The following is a 23,804-nucleotide window of genomic DNA, read 5'->3' on the forward strand; positions in this document are numbered from 1 at the left end:
GTCAATGACGCATCGATTGGAGATTCTGCCATGCCGCTCGGTTTCCTCCCGCTGTTCCCCGCATCCGCCCGTCGTCTGGCGACGCTCGGGGTCCAGGCCGCCTTCGCCGTGACGCTGGTGGCCGGCACCTACGCCTTCAGCCAGTACGGCGGAACCTCCGAGGCGCCGGCCGCGGTCGTGAAGAGCGCCGACCGCCTGCTGGAGCCGGTGCCGGGCGAGAACGAGGACTTCACGCTCGCGACCAAGGGCGACCGGATGCCGGTCGTGGTCCGCACTTCCGCGACGCCGGCCGGCCTGCCGATCGATGACGCGGTGGCGCACCCGTCCGCGACGGCGAATGCTAAATCCTCGCCGAACAACGGCATTGCGCGGCGCGTGCCGGCCTTCGGCGGCAAGGAGAGCGCGGCGGCGATGCCGGCCGGCGTCGAGCGCTTCGACAATTGCCGCACGGTGTGCGAGACGCGCGATCCTAGGATCGTTGCCCCGGCCGCCCCGCGCGGCGCCAGCATCATCGCGCCGTCTCAGCCCGTCGCCGAGGCCGCGCCTTCGGAAAGCGGACTGTTTTCCGGCCTGCCGGCGCTGCCGAGCGCGCAGCAACTGATCGGGCAGACGCTCGACGGCACCGAGGCCGCGATCGACCGGGTCAAAGAGGCGGTCGGCGGGGCGCTCGACTTCGTGCGCTGAACGGCGCCTCAGCGATCCACGACGAGATCGCTGCGCGGCTTGGAGCAGCACAGAAGGCGCATGCCGGCGTCGATCTCGCGCTGGCGGATGCCGCCCTGGTGCTTCATCTCCACCTCGCCCGAGACAAGCTTCGACTTGCAGGTGCCGCACAGCCCCTTCGAGCAGGAGGAGGGCAGGCGCACGCCGGCGCGGCGGGCGGCGTCGAGCACGAACATGTCGGATGAGCACTCGATGGTGCGGCCCGACTTGGCGAAAGAGACCTTGTAGACCACGGCCGGCGCGGCGGGCTCGGGCGCGGGCGGTGCCGAAGCGGGCACCGGCTCTGGAGCGGGCACCGCTTCCGGTGCGGGCTGCGGCGCGCGGGCGGCTTCCTTCGCCTCGGCGACGACCACCTCCGCTGCCACTTCCGGCTCGGCCGCGGCCAGCTCCTCGAAGTTGAAGCTCTCCTCGTGGTGGCGGGACATGTCGAAGCCCGCCTCCTTCAGCATGCTGCGCACAGCCGCCATGAAGGGCGAGGGACCACAGACGAAGATCTCGCGCTCCTTGTAGTCGGGCGCGATGTGGTTCAGCAGGCCAAGATTGAGACGCCCGCGCAGCCCGTGCCAGGGCTGCATCGGGCTGTCCGTCTCGCAGACCGGGGCGAAGCGGAAATGCCCCGGCTGGTTGCGCGCCATCAGCTCCAGCTCATCGCGGAAGATGATGTCGGCGGGCGAGCGGGCGGCGTGTACGAAGACGATGTCGCGCGGCTCGGCGAGATCATGGAAGGCACGCGACATCGACATCAGCGGGGTGATGCCCGAGCCGCCGGACAGGAACAGGTAGCGCGTCGCGCCGTTCCCCGGCTCGAAGCAGGAGAAGTCGCCCATCGGGCCGACCGCGCGCAGCGTCGAGCCAGGCTTCAACGTGTCGTGCAGGAAGTTCGACACCGGTCCACCCGGCACGCGTTTCACCGTGATGGAGACGGCGTCCGGCCGGGTCGGGGTGGAGGACAGCGTGTAGCAGCGGTTGATAGTCTCGCCGCCGATCTCGATGTCGAGCGTGATGAACTGGCCGGGCAGATAGCGGAACCGCGCGGGGTTGCGCGGGGCCAGCACGAAGGTCCTCACGTCGTGCGTCTCGTCCCGCACGGCGCGCACCACCAGCACGTCGTCGACGTCCGGGTTCCAGTCGGGACGGCCATCCGCCAGCAGGCGGGCGGCGGAGTCGGCGGCACGAGCACGCGCGTCCATCGGCTCACCGCCCGACATTCAGATGCTCGGCCATGCGGCCGATGTACCAGTTGCAGAACTTGTCCACGAGCATCTCGGTGTGCGGCGAGTAGGGGCCGGGTTCGTAGGCCGGCGAGCGTGCGCCCTCCTGGCAATAGCCGACGAGGGTCGAATCCTGGTCGTTGGTCGCGTCCCACACGCCGACGAGGTTCTCGACGTCGTAATCGACGCCTTCGACGGCGTCCTTGTGGACCAGCCACTTGGTGCGCAGCAGCGAGCGCTCGGCGTCGAGCGGCAGCACCGAGAACACCACCGCGTGGTCGGACATGAAGTGGTGCCAGCTATTCGGCTGGGTCCAGAAATGCAGCGCGCCATGCTTGGGATCGTTGATCTTGCCGAGCAGCTTCCTGCACGCCGCCTTGGTGTCGGAGGTGTGACTCTCACCGTCGCCGGCGAGCGGCAGGCGTTCGGTGCGGAAGCCGGTCACCATGTCGTCGAGGTGTTCCATCATGGTCGAGGGGAAGCCGCAGCTCTCCCATTCGCGATGGCTTTCCCTGATGAGCCGCGCGTAGTCCTCGGCCTCCTTGCGGCCGTGCTCGTCGAGCTCCTCCGGCGCGAAGCCGAAGCCATAGGCGAAGAGCGGCACGGTGAGCTCGGGATGATTGCCCGCGCAGTGGTAGCACTCGCGGTTGTTCTCCATGGTGAGCTTCCAGTTGCCCGGCTCGATGATGTCCTTCTCGAAGGCGACCTTGGCGTTCTTCAGGTCGTGCGGGGCGAGATAGGGCGCCATCTTCGCCGCCATCACGTCGAAATCGGCCGGCGGGTCATCGGACAGGCAGACGAAGATCAGCCCTTCCAGCGAGCGCACATGCACGGGCTTCAGGCCATGGCAGGCGGGATCGAAATCCGCGCCCATATGCTCGGCGAACAGCAGCTTGCCGTCGAGGCCATAGGTCCAGGAGTGGTAGCGGCAGACGATATTGCCGACTGTGGTCTTGTAGTCGTGGATGAGCGGGGCGCCGCGGTGGCGGCAGACATTGTGGAAGGCGCGCACCTCGCCGTCGTCGTCGCGCACCACGAACACCGCATAGGTGCCGATGTCGAAGCGCATGGCGTCGCCGGGCTCGGGAATATCGGGATCGACGCCGACGAAGATCCAGTGGCGGGCGAAGATGACCTCCATATCCGCCGCGAACACCTCCGGGCTGGTGTAGAAGGGCGCTTCCAGGCTGTAGCCGGGCTTGCGGCGGCGGATCAGCGACTTGATCGCGGTGTCGGTCACGTCGAGCATGGCTGTTCTCCCTCGCGCCGTTCGCGGGCGTCGTGTGCCCGCCATATGCCGTCCCGGCCGGCGCTTACGGATTGGAATTGTTCGACGGAAGGGCGCCGCAAACTTTCACGAATGCGACAGCGTCTTTGTCGAAAGCGACAAAATCGCGCGCTTTACTCGAACAGGCGCTGGGCCGCCATGCTACGCGCCGCCGGGCCGGGGCCGTGGGCGCGCGCGTCGGACGGCGTGAAGCCGTGCATCGCCTTGAACTGGCGCGAGAAATGCGCGCAGTCGGAGAACCCTGCCTCGAGCGCGATGTCGGTGACGGAACGCACCGTGGTGTCGAGCAGGAAGCGCGCATAACGCAGCCGCAGCCGCCGGTAGAACTCGGCGGGGCGCTGGCCCATCACGGTCTGGAACAGCCGCTCCAGTTGCCGGGTGGAGAGCTGGAGCCGGCGCGCGACGTCGGCGATGGGCAGCGGGTCGGCCATGTGCTGCTCCATCAGCAACAGAGCGCGGCGCACGCGGTCGTCGGCGACCAGATCGGCGATCGGCGGGTGCGGCTGGGATTCGGTGCCGGGCCGGGCGCGGTCGAGCAGCAGCACGTGCCGGCTCTTCTGCGCCACCGAGCGGCCGATATGCTTCTCGACCAGCGCGGTCGCGAGGTCCGCCGCGCCGCCGCCGCCAGCGCAGGTGATGCGGTCGCCGTCGATGACATAGAGCCGGTCGGCGACCGGGGCGTGGTGCGGGAACTCGTCGAGGAAGTCCTGGTAGTGATACCAGCTCACGCAGCAGCGCCGGCCGGTCATCAGCCCGGCGCGGGCGAGGATGAAGCTGCCGGTGCAGATGCCGACCAGCGGCACGCCCACCTTCGCGGCGCGCTTCAGATAGGCGACGGTCTCCGCGTCGATCTGCGGGCCGGAATGCAGCAGGCCGCCGACCACGACGATGTACTGGAAGCCCGACGGATCGGCGAGCGGCCCGGTGGGTGCGACGGTGACGCCGCAGCTCGCACGGATCGGCTCGGACTTTGACGCCATGATCTGCCAGCGGGCGAGGATCGGGCGCGAGCGGTCTCCCTCGTCGGCGGCGAGACGAAGCTGATCCACGAAAAGGGAAAAAGCCGAGAGGGTGAAATTGTCGGCGAGGATGAAGCCGACATTCAGCGCCGGCGCCGTCTGGGCCGCGCCGCTCGCCTGCGCTCCGCTCATCGGGCGGAAATGGGTCGGTCGCATCTCGTTCATGTCTGGCTCCAGGCTGGAACCATAGCAAAGTTGATGCCGGAATGCGCGGGGGATGAAACTGCCGCCGGATGGTGTAGTCTCGCGGTACTTCGGAACCGCATCCCGGGGGCAGGATGAGCTCCGCTGCCGAACAGACCGCCGCGCATTGGGACCACCTGGCCAACCAGCAGCCGGCGTTCCGCACCCGGTTCTGGGAATCGCCGGTGCTGCTGCGCCTCATCGAGGAGCGGCTGTTCCGCGCCACCGGCTGCCGCAATCCGCGCGAGCTCATCGTGAAACAGAGCGGGCGCGAGCATTTCGAGGTCGGGCTGTCGGTCGGCTGCGGGCTTGCCGTGCCGGAGCTCTGGATGCTCAAGGACGGCACGGTCGGCCATTTCATCCTGTGCGACGTGGCGAGCGAGGCGCTCAGGCGGGCGGCGGAATTCGCCCAGAGCATAGGCGTCGACCCGTCGCGCATCACGCTGATGCGCGAGATCGAGATCGGCGCGGCGTTGGAGCGCAAGATCGACCTCGTGGTCTGGCGCAACGCGCTGCATCACATGTTCGACACCGATCTCGCGGTGAAGTGGAGCGTCGACATCCTGCGCGGCGACGGCGTCGTCTATTGCGAGGAATATTGCGGCCCGGACCGCATGCAGTTCTCCGACGAAATGATGGACTGGGCCGAGCGGGTGCGCCGGGCGCTGCCCGAGAGATATCTGCGCGACCCGGCGATGCCCGGCCAGCTCTATCCGGTGCGCCCGGAAATACCGAGCACCGAGGACTGGCTGCGCATCGACCCCTCGGAATGCGCGGATTCGGCGAACATCGTGCCGGCGCTGCGGCGCCACGCGCCGGACACCCGGATGACCTTCATGGGCGGGGCGATGTACCACCTCGCGCTGAACGACATCCTCCACAATTTCGAGGACGGCATCGACGACCATCTGCTCGACCTGATCATGATGGTGGACGAGTTGCTGGTCGACCGCGGGGTGAACCAGTTCGTGCACGCGGTGAGCGTCGTCCGGCCGCCGGCGCGCCCGCCATCCGCCCTGGCGCGGCTGCGCGGACTCGTGAAGAACGCGCTCGGCACGCGCGGAGTCAGCACTCCGGCAGGTTGACGGCGAGGCCTCCGAGCGAGGTCTCCTTGTATTTGGAGGCCATGTCGCGGCCGGTCTCGCGCATGGTGGCTATCACCTTGTCGAGCGGGACGATGTGGCGCCCGTCGCCATGCATGGCGAGGGAGGCGGCGTTGACCGCGCTGATGGCGCCGAAGGCGTTGCGCTCGATGCAGGGCACCTGGACCAGCCCGCCTATGGGATCGCAGGTCATGCCGAGATGGTGCTCCATGCCGATCTCGGCGGCGTTCTCGATCTGCTCGTTGCTGGCGCCGAGCGCGGCGGCGAGCCCGCCGGCGGCCATCGAGCAGGCAACCCCGACCTCGCCCTGGCAGCCGACCTCGGCGCCGGAGATCGAGGCGTTCATCTTGAACAGCGCGCCGATGGCGGTGGCGGCGAGCAGGAAGACGTGCATCCCCTCGCGATCCGCGCCGGGGGTATGGTCGCGATAATAGCGCAGTGTCGCCGGCACCACGCCGGCGGCGCCGTTGGTCGGGGCAGTGACGACGCGCCCGCCGGCCGCGTTCTCCTCGTTCACCGCGATGGCGTAGAGGCTCACCCAGTCCATGATCTCGTGCGGGCTCGGATCGTTGCGGGCGACCAGCCGGTCGCGGATCGACTTCGCCCGCCGTCGCACGGCAAGACCGCCGGGCAGCTCGCCGGTGGTGGCGATGCCGCGCTCGACGCAGTCCATCATCGCGGCCGCGATGCGGTCGAGGTGGGCGACCACCTCGTCGGCGGGACGCAGCGCGCGCTCATTCGCCATGACCAGATCGGCGATGCCGAGCCCGGCGTCGCCCGCCATGGCGAGCAGCTCGCGGGCGTTGCGGAACGGGTAGGGCACCAGCTTGTCGGCCGGCGGGGTCGGTCGGCCGACCTCCTCCTCCGGCACCACGAAGCCGCCGCCGATGGAGCACCAGCGCTCCTCGACGATGAGGTCGCCGCGTGCGTCGAAGGCGCGGAAGGCCAGCGTGTTGGGATGCTTGGGCGTGTCGGAGACGCCGTCGAACAGGATGTCGAGCGCCGGGTCGAAGGCGACCGGATGCCGGCCGCCGAGCTCCAGCCGGCGCTCGCTGCGGGCGTGGGCGAGGATGGCGTCGGCGTTGTCCGGATCGACCGTCTCAGGCAGCTCGCCGGCGAGGCCGAGGATGGTGGCGGTGTCGGTGCCGTGGCCCTTGCCGGTCCAGGCCAGCGAGCCGAACAGCGCCACCTCGACGCGGGCGACGTCCTCGATCTCGCTGCGAGCGGCGAGGGCGTCGACGAAGGCGAAGGCCGCCTTCATCGGTCCCACCGTGTGCGAGGAGGAGGGGCCGATGCCGATCTTGAACAGCTCGAACACGCTGATCATGCGGGCGCCTGTGCCTTCCTGCGATGCGTTTCCTGCGGCCGGTTTCTCGTGCGATGCGCCGTCCGGCCGGCGGCGCCCGCTTGTCGCGCCGTCGCGACGGAACGGGCCGCGGCGGCGTCATCGGCACGTTCCGTGCCACTCGCTCGTTCACTCGAACTCGCGACGGGCCTCTTCCAGAAGGCCCCAGACATAGGCTGCGAAGGAGCGCCAGACATCGATCTGGAAGGCGTCCGGCGCGGTGCGGATGAGCACGATCTCGGACTTGGCGAAGATCGTGCGGGTGCACATGCCGACCGGGAAGGCCGCGGTCGAGAGGTCGAGCGGGCAGCCCTGGTTTAGCACGAATGCGGCTCTGGCTCCCGACAGCTCGATGCCGACGCTGCGCGAGGAGATGTCGACCAGCGCATGCGGCTCGCTGCCGAGGCTGGCCTCGATGCCCTCGAACAGCGGCGCCGGGTCGAGGCCGGGAGCGAGGAGCACCCATTCATCCGGGCCGAGCCACAGCGCGAGCTTGCCGCTCGCGGTGTTGAAGCGGCAGGCCTCGCGCGGCAGCTCGACGCCGAAGGCGATGCCGGCGAGGCCCGCGGCCCGCTCGCCGCCCCGGAAGGCGAGGCGGGCGCTGGCGGGAAGGGCGCGCAGGCTGGCGGCGGGAACGGCCTTCGCCGCGCCGGCGAGCGCGTCGAGCGGGCTCGCGGCCGGCGGCAGCGGCCGGCGGGATATGTCAAGCATCGAGGCGCTCCCCCTTGGGGTCGTAGAAGATGGGGTCGGTGATCTCGATCTCGATCGCGCGGTCCGGCATCGGCACGACGAGCTTCGAGCCGATCCGCGCTCGCCCGCCCTTCACCACGGCGAGCGCGATGGAGCGGCCCAACACGGCACTGTGATAGGATGAGGTGACGTGGCCGAGCATCGGCACCGGCACCGGCGCCTCCGGGTCGGCGACGATCTGCGCGCCTTCCTCCAGCACCACGTTCGGATCGGTGGTGAGCACGCCGACGAGCTGCTTGCGGTCCGGCGCGCTCATCGCGGCGCGGGCGAGCGAGCGCTTGCCGACGAAGTCCTTCTTCGCCTTGCCGACCGCCCAGCCGAGGCCCACATCGTCCGGCGTCGCGGTGCCGTCGGTCTCCTGGCCGACGATGATGTAGCCCTTTTCGGCGCGCAGCACGTGCATGGTCTCGGTGCCATAGGGGCAGATGCCGTGGCGCTCGCCCTCGGCATAAATCTGCTCCCACACCGCGCGGCCATATTCGGCCGGCACGTTCACCTCGAAGCCGAGCTCGCCGGTGAAGGAGACGCGGAACAGCCGGGTCGGGGCGCCGCAGATGCGGCCCTCGCGCACGCTCATATGCGGCATCGCCTCCTTCGAGATGTCGATGCCCTCGACGAGGGGCGCCAACACCTCGCGGGCCTTCGGCCCCTGCACGGCGATGACCGCCCACTGCTCGGTGGTGGAGGTGAGCCACACCTTGAGGTCCGGCCATTCGGTCTGGAGGTAGTCCTCCATCATGGCGAGGACGCGCGGCGCGCCGCCAGTGGTGGTGGTGACATGGAAGCGGTCCGGCGCCATGCGGCCGATGACGCCGTCATCGGTCACGAAGCCGTCCTCACGCAGCATCACGCCGTAGCGCAGGCGGCCGGGCTCCAGCTTCGACCAGGCATTGGTGTAGATGCGGTTCATGAACTCGGCGGCGTCAGGGCCGACGATCTCGATCTTGCCGAGCGTGGACGCATCGAAGATGCCGACATTGGTGCGCACCGCGCGGCATTCGCGGGCGACCGCCGCGTGCATGTCCTCGCCGCCCTTCGGGAAGTAGTGCGCGCGCTTCCACATCGCCACGTCCTCGAACGCCGCGCCACGCTCGGCCGCCCAGCCGTGGATCGGCGTGGTGCGGACCGGGTCGAACAGATCGCCGCGTGCCGCGCCCGCGAAGATGCCGAAGGTGGTCGGCGTGAAGGGCGGGCGGAAGGTGGTGAGGCCGATCTGCGGAACCGGCGTCTTCAACGCCTCCGACACGATGCCCAGGGCATTCATGTTGGAGGTCTTGCCTTGGTCGGTCGCCATGCCGGTGGTGGTGTAGCGCTTCACATGCTCGATGGAGCGGAAGCCTTCGCGGGTGGCGAGCTTGATGTCCTTGGAGGTGACGTCGTTCTGCCAGTCCACGAAGGCCTTGGCGAAGGCCGGGTTGCGCGGGTGCGGGGTGGCGCCGATGAAGCCGTCGGTGCCTGTGTCGGTCGCCTCCGCCGTCAGCTCGCGGGCGGGAACCGGACCGCCGCCGGCAGCATGGGCGGCCGCCTCGCCCTTGGCGTAGCCGTCCTCAAGCACCGCCGTGAGCCCGTATATGCCACGGCAGGCACCGGTCGAGCGCTCGCGCTCCACCGAGGCGCCGGGCACGTAGCATTGCAGCGCCGGGTCATAGGCGAGCTTGCCGCGCGACTGGGAGAACAGGTGCACGCTCGGCGTGAAGCCGCCCGACATCAGCACCACGTCGCAGGCGATCCGCTCGACCGGGCCGAGACCATGCGCAGCTTCCCCCCTGAGCTTGGCGAGCTCGGCGGCGGAGACGCGCAGGCGTCCCTTTGTGCCGACCACCGCGGTGCCGGGGCGCACATCGATACCGGCGGCCAGCGCGCGGGCCGGCAGCTCGCCCTTCGGGGCGGCGCGCAGATCGGCGATGGCGGCGATGGTGACGCCGCCGGCGGCGAGGTCGAGCGCAGCGCGGTAGCCGGCGTCGCAGGCGGTGAAGACCACCGCGCGGCGGCCGGGCTGCACGCCGTAGCGGTTGAGATAGGTGCGGCCGGCATCCGCCAGCATCACGCCCGGGCGGTCATTGTCCGGAAACACCAGCGGACGTTCCAGCGCGCCGGTCGCCAGCACGACCTCCTTGGCGCGCACCTGCCAGAGGCGCTCGCGCGGCAGCGTCGCCGCCGGGTTTGGCAGATGCTCGGTGACGCGCTCGGCGAGCGCGATCATGTTGTGCGGGAAATAGCCGAACGCCGTCGTGCGCGTCATCAGCGTGACGTTGTCGCGCGCCGCCAGCGCCGCCACCGTGTCGGCCAGCCAGTCCTTCGCCGGCTTTCCTTCGATGGTGGCCTCGGTTTCGGCGAGCAGCGAGCCGCCGAGCTCGGCCTGCTCATCGACGAGAATGACCTTTGCGCCCGAGGCGGCCGCCGCCAGCGCTGCGGCCAGACCCGCCGGGCCGGAACCGACCACCAGCACGTCGCTGTGGGCGTAGTGCTGGGTGTAACGGTCGGGATCGGCCTCGACCGGTGCACGACCGAGGCCGGCCATGGCGCGGATCTTCGGCTCGTAGAAGCGCTTCCACGCGCCCGCCGGCCACATGAAGGTCTTGTAGTAGAAGCCGGCCGGCAGGAACGGCGCGGCGAGGTCGTTCATCGCGCCGGCATCGAAGGAGAGCGAGGGCCAGCGGTTCTGGCTTTCGGCGGCCAGCCCCTCATAGAGCTCGACCTGCGTGGCGCGCAGGTTCGGCGTGGTGCGCCCCCCACCGCGCGAGACGTCGACGAGCGCGTTCGGCTCGTCCGAGCCGGCCGAGATGACGCCGCGCGGACGGTGATATTTGAACGAGCGGCCGATCAGGTGCACGCCGTTCGCGAGCAACGCGGAGGCCAGCGTGTCGCCCTTGAAGCCGCGATAGAAGTGGCCGTCGAAGGAGAAGGAGACCGGGTTCAGCCGGTCGATGCGCCCGCCGACGGGCGTACGGAACGAGCCGCTCATGGCTGCGTCTCCTTGAGGTCGGGCCGCGGCTCGCCGGGCTTGTAGGTGGCGACGAAGAAGTCGCTCACGGTGTCGCGGACCGCATTGAAGAAGCGACCGCAGCCATGGATGTGGCGCCAGCGCTCGGCGTGGCGGCCCTTCGGGTTGGTGCGGTTGTAGAGGAACTCCGCCCATTCCTCGTCGGAGAGGGTCGCGGGATCGGCGGGCCGCGCAATATGCGCCTCGCCGCCGTAGCGGAACTCGATCTCCGGCCGGTCGCCGCACCAGGGGCAGTTGATGATCAGCATGGTTCGATTCTCTGCCTTCAGTGCGCGACGGCGGCGGCCGCCGCCTCGTCGATCAGGAAACCGTCGCGGAAGCGCTCCAGCGTGAAGGGCGCGTTGATCTTGTGCGGCTCGTCCTTGGCGATGGTATGGGCGAAGACGTTGCCGGAACCCGGCGTCGCCTTGAAGCCGCCGGTACCCCAGCCGCAGTTCACGTAGAGGCCCTTGACCGGCGTCTTGGCGATGATCGGCGAGCGGTCCGGCGTCACGTCGACGATGCCGCCCCAGTTGCGCAACATGCGCAGGCGCCGGAACTGGGGCACCAGCTCGCAGATGGCATCGAGCGTGTGGGTGGTGATGTGCAGCGCGCCGCGCTGCGAATAGGAGGTATAGGCGTCGGTGCCGGCGCCGATCACCATCTCACCCTTGTCCGACTGCGAGATGTAGGCGTGGATGGTGTTGGACATGACCACGGTCGGGAAGGCCGGTTTCACCGGCTCGGAGACCAGTGCCTGCAGCGGATAGCTCTCCAGCGGCATGCGCAGGCCGGCCATCGCCATCACCACCGAGGTATGGCCGGCGGCGGAAACGCCGATCTTCTTCGCCTTGATGAAGCCGCGCGAGGTCTCGACGCCTTCGACGGCGCCGGTGGCGTCGCGGCGGATGCCCTTCACCTCGCAGTTCTGGATGATGTCGACGCCGCGCGAATCCGCGCCCCGGGCGAAGCCCCAGGCGACCGCGTCGTGGCGTGCGGTGCCGCCGCGCCGCTGCAGCGCGCCGCCGAGGATCGGGTAGCGCATCGAAGAGATGTTCAGCGGCGGGCAGAAGGCCTTGCACTCCTGCGCGCTCAGCCACTCATTGTCGACGCCGTTCAGTCGGTTGGCGTGGACATGGCGCTTGAAGCTGATCACGTCATGATGGTTGTGCGCCAGCATCAGCACGCCGCGCGCCGAATACATGACGTTGTAGTTGAGGTCCGTCGACAGGCCTTCCCACAGCTTCACCGCGTGCTCGTAGAGCGCGGCGCTCTCGTCGAACAGATAGTTCGAGCGCACGATCGTGGTGTTGCGCCCGGTATTGCCGCCGCCGAGCCAGCCGCGCTCCAGCACCGCGACATTGGTGATGCCGTGCTCCTTGGCGAGATAATAGGCGGTGGCGAGGCCGTGGCCGCCGGCGCCGACGATGACGACGTCGTACTCCGCCTTCGGCTCCGGGTTCCGCCATTGCGGCTGCCAGCTCTGGTGACCGCCGAGCGCGCGGCGGAACAGCTCGAGACCTGAGAATTTCTGCACCTTGGCCTCCGTCCCGGCCCGGGCGATAGGCGCCTTCGGGCGGGCTCATGTCAGCTTTCCGGCATCGTCGCGCAGCGCCGCGTCACAGGCGAGCACTGTTTCGGCGGCGATGTTGAACGGATGCGACATGGACCGGCGCGGGGCGTGGATATGCGGCTCTCGTCATCCACCCTGCTGTCGGCGAATGGCGGCTATGTCGACACGGCCGGCTTTCTCTCGCCTTCAGAATTTCAGGGCGCATGTGACCGGCAATTTCGTCACCTTCGGCGCGTCGCTGGCGCTACGCGAGGCGGCCACCGATGCCGCGCCCTGACGTCGCACATTGCCAAAACTTCATGCGGGAAGGGCGGCCGTTCCCTAGCGGAAGCCGCCCACGAGGCCTACCTGCCGAAGGTTGAGGCCGAGAAACGTCAGGAAGGACCGATGTTCGACACCCGTAATTTCGACCCCAAGCAGCTTCTCGACCAGTTCCTGACGCCGCAGGCGGGCACGCCTCCGGCGCGGACCGGGTCGCCGACGTCCGCTGGTCCCTGGGGAGCCGCGCCCACCGGCGGCGGCGACCTCATGACGAAGGCCAAGGAATATCTCGCCGGCAATGGCGGCTCGCTCGCTGGCGGCGCGGCGGCTGGCGCGCTGGTGTCGCTGGTGCTCGGTTCCAAGGGCGGGCGCAAGCTGGCGACCAATGCGGTGACGCTCGGCGGCCTCGCGCTGGTCGGCACGCTCGCCTACAAGGCCTATCAGAACTACCAGCAGGGCAAGGCGCCGGCCGAGGCTGGTGGGCCGACAGCGGCCCCGGCTCCGGCGCAGCTTCCTCCGCCCGAATCCCCGTTCAACCCGGCGCAGGCGGTCCAGTCGCAGCTTCCGGTGACACTGCTGCGCACGATGATCGCGGCCTCGCTCGCCGACGGGCATGTCGACGCGGGCGAGCGCGCCGCGATCTCCGCCAAGCTCAACGAGCGCCCCGGCGCGCTCGACGAGGCGGAACGCTTCCTCGCCGCCGAGCTCGCCAGTCCGGCGAGCGTCGAGACCATCGCCGCCGAGGTGAAGAGCCCGGAGGAGGCGGCCGAGGTCTACATCTCGGCGCTGCTCGCCATCGATCCCGATTCCAGCTCCGAGCGCGCCTTCCTCGCGCGTCTCGCGCTGGCCTTGAGGCTCGATCCGGCGCTGACGCCGCATCTGGAGGCGGCCGCGCGGGCGGCAAAGCAGGGCTAGATTCGGCCCATCCTCAGAATAATCAAGTCAGATCAACTTCTTGTCGGAAGGGCGGGCGGAGCGATCCGGCCCGCCTTTTCGCATCCGGACGCGGCGTTGCAGACAGCGCGTGCCGTGGGGGAATGCGGCGCTGCCCGGATTTGCTTCGAAAACGCGTAAACATTCGTGGTTAAGAGTTAAGGTTAAGTCCTCATTAAATAATCCCTGCGAATATCGCTCCATCGTAATCCTCGGGGTTGCCACGCCGCGCTCCGACCAACGAAGGAACGAGACATGCGCAGCTTTGCGTTTTCGGCGCTGATCGGCGCCGCCACGCTCGCGGCGGCGTCCGGCGCCGGCACCGAGAGCGTCCTTGCGGCCGACATGCCCGCACCAGTCTATACGCCCCCGCCCGTCGAGGTGGTGGCCGGCGGCTGGTATCTGCGCGGCAATATCGGCATGACCAACCAGCAGATCAGCGGTCTTTCCAGCGTCGAGGACGAAACGCAGTACTTCGACGTGGTGCAGAAGGAGTTCGACTCCTCGCCCTTCTTCTCTGCCGGCGTCGGCTACAAGTTCAACGACTGGTTTCGCGTCGACGTGACCGGTGAATATCGCGGCAAGTCGTCGTTCCACGGGCTCGACAATTACACCTATTACGACGACTGGGTGGGCTCCGACGTCACCCGCTCGAACGTCTACACCGCCACCAAGTCGGAATGGACGTTCCTCGCCAACGCCTATGTCGACATCGGCACCTGGTACGGCATCACCCCCTTCGTCGGCGCCGGTATCGGCTTCACCCGCAACACGCTGAGCGGTTACACGGACACGGACCCGACCCCGGGCATGCAGTCCTTCGCCTATGCCAACTCCAACACCGAGACGGAGTTCGCCTGGGCGCTCTATGCCGGTCTCGGAATGGAGATCACGCCGAACCTGACGCTCGAAGTCGCGTATCGCTATCTCGACCTCGGCAAGGCGGTCACCGGCGACGTGATGCTGCCGGACGGCACCAACAACTATTACAACCCGCTGACCTTCGACGATCTCGTCTCGCACGACATCTCGATCGGCTTCCGCTACATGTTCGGTGCCGCTCCGACCACTACGGCATTAATCACGAAGTAATCTCATCCAAAGTCTTCGTCGCATATTCATAAGAACGGCGCGTACTCGCGCCGTTTTTTATTTTTGCATTTAACATGTTATTCGACGTATTATCGAATTGTTTACCATGATTTGCGAGGCTTGCCGTCGAAACATCTCGCCAACCACGCGGCGATTCGACCGGGAGTGCACGACCATGGCCTCGATCCGACCCCTCGTCCTTGCGCTGATCGGCGGTCTCCTGCCGGTCGTCGCCTCGCTTCCCGGCGCGCTCGCCGCCGACATGCCCGATGTCGACTACGCGCCGCCGGTGCAGGAATTCGGCTCGAACTGGTACCTGCGCGGCGATGTCGGCTATGTCTTGCAGGACAGCTCGGCGTCCGGCTCCAGCAGCCTGTTCGACATGAACACCGGCCTGCTCTACGGCACCTCCTTCAGCCCGGCCGATCTCGACAATACCTGGACCATCGGCGGCGGCTTCGGCTTCAAGGCGACCGAATGGTTGCGCTTCGACGTAACCGGCGACTATCGCGGCGAGGCCAGCGGCACGCTCAACGGCACCTTCTCGACCTATGACGCCTGGAGCGGCACGTGGTCGACCGGCGGCAACAGCCGCGACTTCGAGGGGCGGCTGTCCACCGCCCTGTTCCTCGCCAACGCCTATCTCGATCTCGGCACCTGGAGCGGCTTCACGCCCTATGTCGGCGCGGGCATCGGCGCGGGCTATCTCAGCCTGACCAATCTCGACATCCAGGATGTCGGCGTCACCACCGATTTCGACGGCAAGTGGAGCTTCGCCTGGGCGCTGATGGCCGGCGCCAGCTTCCAGCTTGCGCCGAACTGGCTGCTCGACTTCGGCTATCGCTACACCTCGATCAGCGGCGCCGACTTCACCTCCGGCGTCGATGGCGTCGACGGGCTCGGCTATATGGGCGAGGCCGTGGTGCATGTCGACGACATCACCGCGCACGAGTTCCGCGTCGGTGCGCGCTTCATGATCGACTGACGCTCTTCACCGACCATCCTCTCGCGAAGGGCGCCCGCATGGCGCCCTTTTGCGTTTCGAAAGCCCTCTTGACGCCTCCCTCTCCACAGGCGTATTGCCGTCCACGGGACACTCCTCCCCAACGAGGAGCGGACCATCTGAGAGGATGGATATCATGACGATTACCGCGCAGCCGGCTGCCAAGCCGGCGAACTCCAATTTTTCGTCCGGCCCCTGCGCCAAGCGTCCAGGCTGGACGCTGGAAGGCCTGAGCGATGCTCCGCTCGGCCGCTCGCACCGCGCCAAGGCGGGCAAGGCGAAACTCAAGCTCGCCATCGATCTCACCCGCGAGGTCCTGCAGGTTCCCGCCGGTTACCGCATCGGCATTGTTCCCGCCTCCGACACCGGCGCCGTGGAGATGGCGCTCTGGTCGCTGCTCGGCCCGCGTCCCGTGGACGTGCTGGCCTGGGAGAGCTTCGGCGAGGGCTGGGTCACCGACATCGTCAAGCAGCTCAAGCTGCGCGACACCCGCGTGCTGAAGGCTGGCTATGGCGAGCTGCCGAACCTCGCCGAGGTCGACTTCGCCCATGACGTCGTCTTCACCTGGAACGGCACGACCTCGGGCGTGCGGGTGCCGAACGGCGATTTCATCCCCGCCGGGCGCGACGGGCTGACCATCTGCGACGCCACCTCGGCGGCCTTCGCGCAGCGTCTCGACTGGGACAAGCTCGATGTCGTCACCTTCTCCTGGCAGAAGGTGCTCGGCGGCGAGGCGGCGCACGGCATGCTCATTCTCTCGCCGCGCGCAGTGGAGCGGCTCGAGACCCACACCCCGGCCTGGCCGATGCCGAAGATCTTCCGCATGACCAAGGGCGGCAAGCTGATCGAGGGCATCTTCGAGGGCGAGACCATCAACACGCCCTCCATGCTCTGCGTCGAGGACTATATCGACGCGCTGCAATGGGCGAAGGCGCTCGGCGGGCTCGACGCGCTGGTCGCGCGCTCCGATGCCAACTTCAAGGTGCTGGCCGATTGGGCGGCGGCGACCCCGTGGGTCGACTTCCTCGCCAAGGACCCGGCGACCCGCTCCAACACCTCGGTCTGCCTCGTCGTGGCCGATCCCGAGGTTACGGCGCTCGCGCCCGACGCGCAGGCCGCCTTCGCCAAGCAGATCGCCTCCGCGCTCGAGAAGGCCGGCGTCGCCTATGACATCGGCGCCTATCGCGACGCCCCGGCGGGGCTGCGCATCTGGGCCGGCGCGACGGTGGAGGCCGCGGACCTCGCGGCGCTCACCCCCTGGCTCGACTGGGCCTTCGCCAACGCCAAGGCCGGCCTCGCAAAGGCCGCCTGATCCCGTTCCCGTCCCAGCCGCTGACGCGAGGGGACGGCGAAGGGACAGGGCGATGTACCGGCGGCTTCCGGCGCTCCCGGCCGGGCGCCGCCCTTTCCGGCAGTCCCGTTTCCTGCCGGACGCCTGATCCGCGAACGCTTCGCCGTCCCCTCCCGCCAGCGGCGGGACGACCCATCAATGGACCCGATTCCAAGGACCGCCCGCCATGGCCCCTCGCGTTCTGATTTCCGATGCGCTCTCCCCGGCAGCCGTGCAGATCTTCAAGGATCGCGGCGTCGAGGTGGATTTCCAGCCAAACCTCGGCAAGGACAAGGACAAGCTCGCCGAGATCATCGGCGACTATGACGGCCTCGCCATCCGCTCGGCGACCAAGGTGACGCCGAAGATCCTCGCCAATGCCACCCGCCTCAAGGTGGTCGGCCGCGCCGGCATCGGCGTCGACAATGTCGACATCCCGGCCGCCACCGCCAAGGGCGTGATCGTGATGAACACGCCGTTCGGCAACTCCATCACCACCGCCGAGCATGCGATCGCGATGATGTTCGCTCTGGCGCGTGAAATTCCGGCGGCAGACGCCTCGACCCAGGCCGGCAAGTGGGAGAAGAACCGCTTCATGGGCGTCGAGCTCACGGCCAAGACGCTCGGCGTCATTGGCTGCGGCAATATCGGCTCGATCGTCGCGGACCGCGCGCTGGGCCTGAAGATGAAGGTAATCGCCTTCGATCCCTTCCTCTCGCTGGAGCGGGCGCTCGATCTCGGCGTGGAGAAGGTCGAGCTCGACGACCTGCTCGCCCGCGCCGACGTCATCACCCTGCACACGCCGCTCACCGAGAAGACGAAGAACGTGCTCTCCGCCGAGGCGCTGGCCAAGGCGAAGAAGGGCGTGCGCATCGTCAACTGTGCGCGCGGCGGCCTCGTCGACGAGGCGGCTCTCGCCGAGGCTCTGAAATCCGGCCATGTCGCGGGCGCCGCCTTCGACGTGTTCGTGACCGAGCCGGCGACCGAGAACCCACTGTTCGGCCTGCCCAACGTGATCTGCACGCCGCATCTCGGCGCCTCCACCGCCGAGGCGCAGGAGAACGTCGCGCTGCAGGTCGCCGAGCAGATGAGCGACTACCTGCTGCGCGGGGCGATCTCCAACGCGGTGAACTTCCCTTCGATCACCGCCGAGGAAGCCCCCAAGCTGAAGCCCTTCATCGAGCTCGCCGAGAAGCTCGGCTCGTTCGCGGGCCAGCTCACCGAGACCGACATCAAGATCGTGCGCATCACCTATGAGGGCGCGGTCGCGGACCTGAAGACCAAGGCGCTGACCTCGGCGGCGGTCGCCGGCCTGCTGCGCCCGGCGCTGCAGGACGTGAACGTCGTCTCGGCGCCGAGCGTTGCCAAGGAGCGCGGTATCGTTGTCGAGGAAGTGACCCGCGAGGTCTCCGGCGACTATGAGAGCCTTGTCACGCTGACCGTCGTCACCGAGAAGATGGAGCGCTCGGTCGCCGGCACGGTGTTCGCCGACGGGCGCCCGCGCATCGTCGACATCAAGGGCATCAAGGTTGACGCCGAGTTCGCGCCCTCGATGATCTACGTGACCAACGAGGACAAGCCGGGCTTCGTGGGCCGCTTCGCCAGCCTGCTCGGCGATGCCGGCATCAACATCGCCACCTTCGCGCTCGGCCGCGACCGGCAGGGGGGCGACGCCATCGCGCTGGTCGAGGTGGATGGCAAAGTGCCGGCCGAAATCCTCGCCAAGGTGCAGGAAATCCCCGCCGTGAAGCAGGCCAAGCCGTTGAGCTTCTGAGCTTCGGACAACACGTTAGACATGGAATGCCGCGCCGCAAGCGCGGCATTCTCACATCGGGAAGGCCGCGCGGTGCAGCTTCGCGGCGGCCTTGGCGAGGGCGGCGATCTGCTCCCAGTCGCCCATTGCCACCGCCTCGCTCGGACACACCCAGGAGCCGCCGACGGCGAGGATGTTTGGCTGGGCGAGATAGCTGCCGACATTGGACGGGCCGATGCCCCCCGTCGGGCAGAAGCGCAGGTCCGGCAGGGGGCCGGCGAGCGACTTGATCAGCCCGACGCCGCCGACCGATTCGGCCGGGAACAGCTTCAGCACCGGAAAACCCATGGCGTGCAGCGTCATCGCCTCGGTGGCGGTGGCGCAGCCGGGCATCACCGGCACCGGCGCCTCGGCCAGCGCCTCGGCGAGCGCCGGCGGGCAGCCGGGGGAGACGAGGAAGCGCGCGCCGGCGCCGATCGAGGCGGCGATCAGCTCAGGCCGCGTCACGGTTCCGGCGCCGACGATGGCGTCCGGCACTTCGGCGGCGATGGCGGCGATGGCGTCGAGTGCCGGCTCAGTGCGCAGCGTCACCTCGATGAGCGGCAGACCGCCGTCCACCAGGGCGCGCGCGAGCTTCACGCCGGCGGCGACGCTCGGCACTGTGACGACCGGCACGACCGGTGCGCGGGCAAGCAGGAAACTGGGATCGGGGAGCGACATGGCCGGCCTATCGGTGAATTCGACGCGCCAATGAAGACCGCCGCACCCCGGCTTGTCGAGGGGAGCGGGGGATTTTTCCCGCAACTGCGAGATAAAGTTTCGCCGCGGCGGCGGAGGCATTAGCCTCGGGCCATTCCGGCGCTTCGCGCGCCGCCCATCGTCCCGACGGTCCGTTCATGTTCAACTACGATTCCCCCTATCCCCGCGACCTCCTCGGCTATGGCCGCAATCCGCCGGACCCGAAATGGCCCGGCGGCGCGCGCGTCGCGGTGCAGTTCGTCGTCAATTACGAGGAGGGTGGCGAGAACTGCATTCTCCATGGGGATGCCGCTTCGGAGGCCTTCCTGTCGGAGATCGTCGGCGCTCAGCCCTGGCCGGGCCAGCGGCACATGAACATGGAGTCGATCTACGAATACGGTTCGCGCGCCGGCTTCTGGCGGCTGTGGCGGCTGTTCACCGGGCGCGGCGTGCCGGTGACGGTGTTCGGCGTCGCCACGGCGCTCGCCCGCAACCCCGGTGCCGTCGCAGCGATGAAGGAGGCCGACTGGGAGATCGCCAGCCACGGCCTGAAATGGATTGACTATCGCGACCATTCCTACGAGGCGGAGAAGGCGGATTTCGAGGCGGCCATCGCGCTGCACACGCGCGTCGTCGGCGAGCGTCCGCTCGGCTGGTACACCGGGCGCACCTCGGTGCATTCGCGCCGCATCACCATGGAGGAGGGCGGCTTCCTCTATGATTCCGACACCTATGCCGACGACCTGCCCTATTGGGTCGAGGGGCCGCGCGGCCCCCATCTGACGATTCCCTATACGCTCGACGTCAACGACATGCGCTTTGCCGCCGCGCAGGGTTTCAATTCCGGCGACCAGTTCTTCGCCTATCTGCGCGACAGCTTCGACGCGCTCTATGCCGAGGGGGCGCAGGCGCCGAAGATGATGACCGTCGGCCTGCATTGCCGCCTTGTCGGCCGGCCGGGGCGGATCGTCGCGCTGGAGCGCTTCCTCGACCACATCGCCCGGCACGACAGAGTGTGGGTGGCGCGGCGGATCGACATCGCGCGCCACTGGCACGCGGTGCATCCGCCGGGATGAGGCCTTCGGCGTCAGTCGCGCGAGTCGGGGTCGCGTTGGCGCCGCATCTGGCGCCGATGCTCTTCGAGGCTGGGCAGATGGCGCTGCAGGACCGAGATCAGGATGGCGGTCGACCAGCCGAACATCAGGATGCCGCTGGCCGAGGCGAAGGGGCCGAGCAGGCGGGTGTGGGTCTCCTGCAGCGCGTCGCCATAGCCGAGTGTCGTGTAGTTGACGAAGGCCGAGTAGAAGGCGTCGCCGCTGTGCTGGACCAGGCCCATCTCGGAATAGACCAGCGCCCAGATGGCGACCTCCGCCAGATGCGCGAAGAGCAACACGACGCCGGCGACCGCCAGCGCCATCATGAGCCGCAGATGCGGACGGCGCAGCAGGCCGCCCTCATAAGGCGCGACCAGACCGATCAGGATGAAGGTGGCGGAGAGATGCACCAGCATCACCGCGACATTGACCGAGATACCGACGGCCAGCTCGTGAATCATCCCCAAATCCATCGTCGACCCGTCTCTGAACCTGCAGGCACCGCACGCGCATGTCCGGCCATCTGACCATCCGACCGCTGCTCATGGACGAAATCTCCCTCGCCGTCGACTGGGCGGCGGGCGAGGGCTGGAATCCCGGCCTGGGCGATGCGGTCCCGTTCGGCGTGACAGACGGCGAGGGCTTTCTCGTGGCCGAGCTCGACGGCGCGCCGGCAGCCACCATCTCGGTGGTGAACTACGACGCACGCTTCTCCTTCCTCGGCTTCTACATCGTGCGGCCGGACCTGCGCGGGCGCGGCATCGGCTGGCGGCTGTGGCAGGCGGGCCGCGCGCATGCCGGCACCCGTACCGTCGGACTCGACGGGGTCGTGGCGCAGCAGGCCAACTACGCGAAGGACGGCTTCGCCTTCTCCCATCGCAATATCCGTTATGGCGGGCCGGCGCCATCGGGCGGGCTGGGAAGCTGCGCGCCGCTTGCCGACGTGTCCTTCGCGGCGGTCGCTGCGAGCGACGCGCTGGTGTTCCCTGCCGACCGGCCGGCCTTCCTGCACGCCTGGATCTCCGCGCCGGGGCATGTCGGGCGGGCGCTGATGCGTGAGGGGCGTCTCGCCGGCTGGGGCGTGATCCGGCCGGCCCGGCACGGCTTTAAGATCGGCCCGCTGGTCGCCGAGGACGAGGCGGCGGCCGAGGAGGTATTCGGTGCGCTGGCCGCGACGGCGGGCGGCGCGGCGCTCTATTTCGACGTGCCGGAACCGAACCGTGCGGCGGTGGCGCTGGCCGAACGCGCCGAGCTCGCCCCCGTGTTCGAGACGGCGCGCATGTATTCCGGCCCGATCCGCGAGGTCGCACTCGACCGGCTCTACGGCGTCACGAGCTTCGAGCTGGGCTGACCCCGGCGGCCGCGCGGCGGCCGAAGATGGTGGCGATGACGACGCCGGTCAGCACCAGCGCATAACCGACCGCATGATAGAGGTGCGGCTGCTCGCCAAGCACGAGGATGGCGAGCGCCGAGCCGAACACCGGCATCAAATGGAAGAACGGTGCTGCCCGGTTCGGACCGATTAGCTCGATGCCGCGATTGAAAAATAGATAGGCGAGCACCGAGGCGAAGACCGACACATAGGCGAAGGAGGCTAGCGTCAGCGCGTTGAACACCAACGGCGGGCCGGCGAGCCTCTCCCAGACGAAGGCGGGGGTCAGCAGCACCGCACCCCAGCCGATGGAGAAGGCGAGGAAGCCGAGGCGGCTCATCGAGGGGCGGCGCACCAGCAGCGCGGAATAGAAGGCGTAGAGGATCATCGCGGCGATCAGCCAGAGATCGCCCTTGTTGAACTCGATGCCGGTGAGCACCGCCGGATCGCCGCGCGAGATGATGACCAGCACGCCGCACAGCGACAGCACGATACCCGCCGCCTGGCCGATGGACAGGCGCGATCCGCTCAGCACGAAGGCCCAGAGGGCGATCAGCAGCGGCGCGGTCGATTGCATGAGCAGGCCGTTCAGCGCAGGCGTGAACTGCAGGCCCCAATAGAAGAAGGTGTTGTAGAGCGTGATGCCGGGCAGGGTGAGCAGCGTCAATATGCCGATGTTGCGGCGGATGACCGGCCAGTCCTGCCTCAGCGAGCGCCAGGCGAACGGCAGCAGGATCAGGAAGGCGAGCGTCCAGCGGAACCAGGCGATGGCGATGGGCGGCACCTGCCCGGCGATGAAGCGGCCGAGCACGATGTTGCCCGCCCACAGCAGCGGAACGAGAGTGAGCAGCACATAGGGGGCGTCGAGTAGACGACGGAACATCGCGGCACCGGCAGGACCATTCGCGGACCATTCGCGCGCCAACGGTCTAGGGGGCCGTGCCGCCGGGGTCAATGTCCCGCCGAAGCGCTCCCGGATGCGGCGTGGCGGCCGTTCCGGGATACCGTTTCGCGCATGCCCTATCCCGCCACCACATGTGCCGTGGTGCCCCACGGATCGGCGACGGCGAAGCCGCCTTCGATCGCCGTGGTGGCCTGCCCGTCGGCGGCGAGGCGCTCGCGTAGTTTCTCGACGGCGGCCGAATCCGGCAGCACCACGCTGTAGTGGACGAGGCCGAGCGCACCGGCCGGCGCCGGGCCGCGGCCCTGGCTGTGCCAGACGTTCAGCCCGAGATGGTGGTGGTAGCCGCCGGCGCTGACGAAGAGCGCGCCGGGATAGCGCTCGGTGGTGATGTCGAAGCCGAGCTCGTTGACATAGAAGCGCCGCGCGGCGGCGAGGTCGCCGACCTGCAGGTGCACGTGGCCGACCACGGTGCCGTCGGGCATCGGGGTGTCGGCCGGCACCTCGGCGGGGGCGTCGGTGAGCAGGTTGCGCAGGTCGAGCGGCTCGGTCGCCATGGCGATGGTGCCGGCCTGCCAGAACCATTCGTCGCGGCGGCGGTCGCGGTAGATCTCGATGCCGTTGCCGTCCGGATCGTCGAGATAGAGCGCCTCGCTGACGATGTGGTCGGAGGCGCCGAGCCGCACGCCGCGTGCGATCAGCCGTTTGAGCACGACGGCCAGCGCCGCGCGGTCGGGCATCAGTATCGCGACGTGGAACAGCCCCGGAGTTCCGCGCGGGCGGGCCGGCGCGTTCGGCGCTTCCTCGAGCTCGACGAGCGTGCGGGTGCCGGCGCCGAGGCGGACGATTCCGTCCTCACTGCCAAGCGGCGTCAGGCCGATGACATCACGGTAGAAAGCGAGGGAGCGCGCCGCGTCGCGCACGCGCAGCCGCACCGGGCCGAGCGTGAGCGCGTCGGGCAAGGGCGTGCGGGCAGCGGGAAGTGTGGCGGTTTCCATGATGACGTCCTCCGACCGGAAACATCCGGACAGCCCATGATTTCGTGCAAAGGAAGCTGATATCAAGCCGGAACGCGTTGCGTTTGCGCAATGTCTCCGTGGTGCCGACGCTGACCGTGCGACAGATGCCGATTCGGCCTGCGACATCGGC

21 protein-coding genes are annotated in these 23,804 nt (G+C 68.5%); 9 read left to right on the forward strand and 12 right to left on the reverse strand.

Features of this window, described 5'->3' with window-relative positions; genetic code table 11:
* Positions 1-30 precede the first annotated feature (30 nt).
* Positions 31-684, forward strand: a complete 654-nt coding sequence (locus U742_RS0111930) for a hypothetical protein (RefSeq protein WP_029353279.1) — start codon at positions 31-33, stop codon at positions 682-684.
* Between the two features lie 8 nt (positions 685-692).
* Here the strand turns inward: U742_RS0111930 and U742_RS0111935 are convergent, their stop codons facing one another.
* The 3 genes from U742_RS0111935 to U742_RS0111945 all read right to left on the reverse strand — a co-directional run bounded on the left by U742_RS0111935 (position 693) and on the right by U742_RS0111945 (position 4,397).
* Positions 693-1,913, reverse strand: a complete 1,221-nt coding sequence (locus U742_RS0111935) for an FAD-binding oxidoreductase (protein WP_029353281.1) — start codon at positions 1,911-1,913, stop codon at positions 693-695.
* A 4-nt stretch (positions 1,914-1,917) separates the two neighbouring features.
* Positions 1,918-3,183, reverse strand: a complete 1,266-nt coding sequence (locus U742_RS0111940) for an aromatic ring-hydroxylating oxygenase subunit alpha (RefSeq protein WP_029353283.1) — start codon at positions 3,181-3,183, stop codon at positions 1,918-1,920.
* A gap of 152 nt (positions 3,184-3,335) precedes the next feature.
* On the reverse strand, positions 3,336-4,397 hold the full coding sequence (locus U742_RS0111945) for a GlxA family transcriptional regulator (protein ID WP_248310353.1): 1,062 nt from the start codon (positions 4,395-4,397) through the stop codon (positions 3,336-3,338).
* Between the two features lie 122 nt (positions 4,398-4,519).
* Here U742_RS0111945 and U742_RS0111950 point away from each other — a divergent pair, with 122 nt between their 5' ends.
* Positions 4,520-5,509: a class I SAM-dependent methyltransferase gene (locus U742_RS0111950; protein WP_029353287.1), complete on the forward strand. Its 990-nt coding sequence runs from the start codon at positions 4,520-4,522 to the stop codon at positions 5,507-5,509.
* On the opposite strand, the gene U742_RS0111955 is transcribed toward U742_RS0111950, so the two are convergent.
* The 5 genes from U742_RS0111955 to U742_RS0111975 all read right to left on the reverse strand — a co-directional run bounded on the left by U742_RS0111955 (position 5,490) and on the right by U742_RS0111975 (position 12,142).
* Positions 5,490-6,854, reverse strand: coding sequence for an L-serine ammonia-lyase (locus tag U742_RS0111955; RefSeq protein ID WP_029353290.1), 1,365 nt, complete (start codon positions 6,852-6,854; stop codon positions 5,490-5,492). The genes U742_RS0111950 and U742_RS0111955 overlap by 20 nt on opposite strands.
* Before the next feature lie 147 nt (positions 6,855-7,001).
* Positions 7,002-7,583: a sarcosine oxidase subunit gamma gene (soxG, locus tag U742_RS0111960; protein ID WP_029353292.1), complete on the reverse strand. Its 582-nt coding sequence runs from the start codon at positions 7,581-7,583 to the stop codon at positions 7,002-7,004.
* On the reverse strand, positions 7,576-10,587 hold the full coding sequence (locus U742_RS0111965; RefSeq protein WP_029353294.1) for a sarcosine oxidase subunit alpha: 3,012 nt from the start codon (positions 10,585-10,587) through the stop codon (positions 7,576-7,578). Before U742_RS0111965 ends, soxG begins: the two co-directional genes overlap by 8 nt.
* Positions 10,584-10,874 carry a sarcosine oxidase subunit delta gene (locus U742_RS0111970; RefSeq protein ID WP_029353295.1) on the reverse strand — a complete coding sequence of 97 codons (291 nt, stop codon included), beginning with the start codon at positions 10,872-10,874 and terminating at the stop codon, positions 10,584-10,586. The genes U742_RS0111965 and U742_RS0111970 overlap by 4 nt, the downstream gene beginning before the upstream one ends.
* Positions 10,875-10,891: 17 nt before the next feature.
* A complete protein-coding gene (locus U742_RS0111975) occupies positions 10,892-12,142 on the reverse strand; it encodes a sarcosine oxidase subunit beta family protein (RefSeq protein ID WP_029353297.1) in 1,251 nt (416 codons plus the stop codon).
* 423 nt (positions 12,143-12,565) lie between these two features.
* Here U742_RS0111975 and U742_RS0111990 point away from each other — a divergent pair, with 423 nt between their 5' ends.
* From U742_RS0111990 to serA, 5 genes are all read left to right on the forward strand, one after another.
* Positions 12,566-13,354 (forward strand): tellurite resistance TerB family protein, encoded by a 789-nt coding sequence (locus tag U742_RS0111990; RefSeq protein ID WP_029353300.1) that lies wholly within the window; start codon positions 12,566-12,568, stop codon positions 13,352-13,354.
* Positions 13,355-13,627: 273 nt separating this feature from the next.
* A complete protein-coding gene (locus tag U742_RS0111995) occupies positions 13,628-14,464 on the forward strand; it encodes an outer membrane protein (RefSeq protein ID WP_051661103.1) in 837 nt (278 codons plus the stop codon).
* 175 nt (positions 14,465-14,639) lie between these two features.
* Positions 14,640-15,449: an outer membrane protein gene (locus U742_RS0112000; RefSeq protein WP_051661105.1), complete on the forward strand. Its 810-nt coding sequence runs from the start codon at positions 14,640-14,642 to the stop codon at positions 15,447-15,449.
* A 154-nt stretch (positions 15,450-15,603) separates the two neighbouring features.
* Positions 15,604-16,779, forward strand: a complete 1,176-nt coding sequence (locus tag U742_RS0112005; protein WP_029353304.1) for a phosphoserine transaminase — start codon at positions 15,604-15,606, stop codon at positions 16,777-16,779.
* 205 nt (positions 16,780-16,984) lie between these two features.
* Positions 16,985-18,571, forward strand: coding sequence for a phosphoglycerate dehydrogenase (gene serA, locus U742_RS0112010; protein WP_029353307.1), 1,587 nt, complete (start codon positions 16,985-16,987; stop codon positions 18,569-18,571).
* A 51-nt stretch (positions 18,572-18,622) separates the two neighbouring features.
* On the opposite strand, the gene eda is transcribed toward serA, so the two are convergent.
* On the reverse strand, positions 18,623-19,270 hold the full coding sequence (gene eda, locus U742_RS0112015) for a bifunctional 4-hydroxy-2-oxoglutarate aldolase/2-dehydro-3-deoxy-phosphogluconate aldolase (protein WP_029353308.1): 648 nt from the start codon (positions 19,268-19,270) through the stop codon (positions 18,623-18,625).
* Between the two features lie 176 nt (positions 19,271-19,446).
* On the opposite strand from eda, the gene puuE reads away from it, so the two are divergent.
* Complete coding sequence (puuE, locus tag U742_RS0112020) at positions 19,447-20,364, forward strand: allantoinase PuuE (protein WP_029353310.1); 918 nt, start codon at positions 19,447-19,449, stop codon at positions 20,362-20,364.
* A gap of 11 nt (positions 20,365-20,375) precedes the next feature.
* Here puuE and U742_RS0112025 read toward each other — a convergent pair whose 3' ends face one another.
* A complete protein-coding gene (locus U742_RS0112025) occupies positions 20,376-20,843 on the reverse strand; it encodes a potassium channel family protein (RefSeq protein WP_051661106.1) in 468 nt (155 codons plus the stop codon).
* 50 nt (positions 20,844-20,893) lie between these two features.
* On the opposite strand from U742_RS0112025, the gene U742_RS0112030 reads away from it, so the two are divergent.
* A complete protein-coding gene (locus tag U742_RS0112030) occupies positions 20,894-21,733 on the forward strand; it encodes a GNAT family N-acetyltransferase (RefSeq protein WP_029353315.1) in 840 nt (279 codons plus the stop codon).
* Here U742_RS0112030 and U742_RS0112035 read toward each other — a convergent pair.
* Together U742_RS0112035 and U742_RS0112040 are read right to left on the reverse strand one after the other, a co-directional pair.
* Entirely contained in the window at positions 21,711-22,637 is a 927-nt protein-coding gene (locus U742_RS0112035) for a DMT family transporter (RefSeq protein WP_029353317.1), read from the reverse strand. The genes U742_RS0112030 and U742_RS0112035 overlap by 23 nt on opposite strands.
* Positions 22,638-22,774: 137 nt before the next feature.
* Complete coding sequence (locus tag U742_RS0112040) at positions 22,775-23,653, reverse strand: VOC family protein (RefSeq protein WP_029353319.1); 879 nt, start codon at positions 23,651-23,653, stop codon at positions 22,775-22,777.
* Positions 23,654-23,804: the final 151 nt, after the last annotated feature.

It is taken from the genome of Allobosea sp. 117 (assembly GCF_000702305.1).
Taxonomy (GTDB): Bacteria; Pseudomonadota; Alphaproteobacteria; order Rhizobiales; family Xanthobacteraceae; genus Ancylobacter.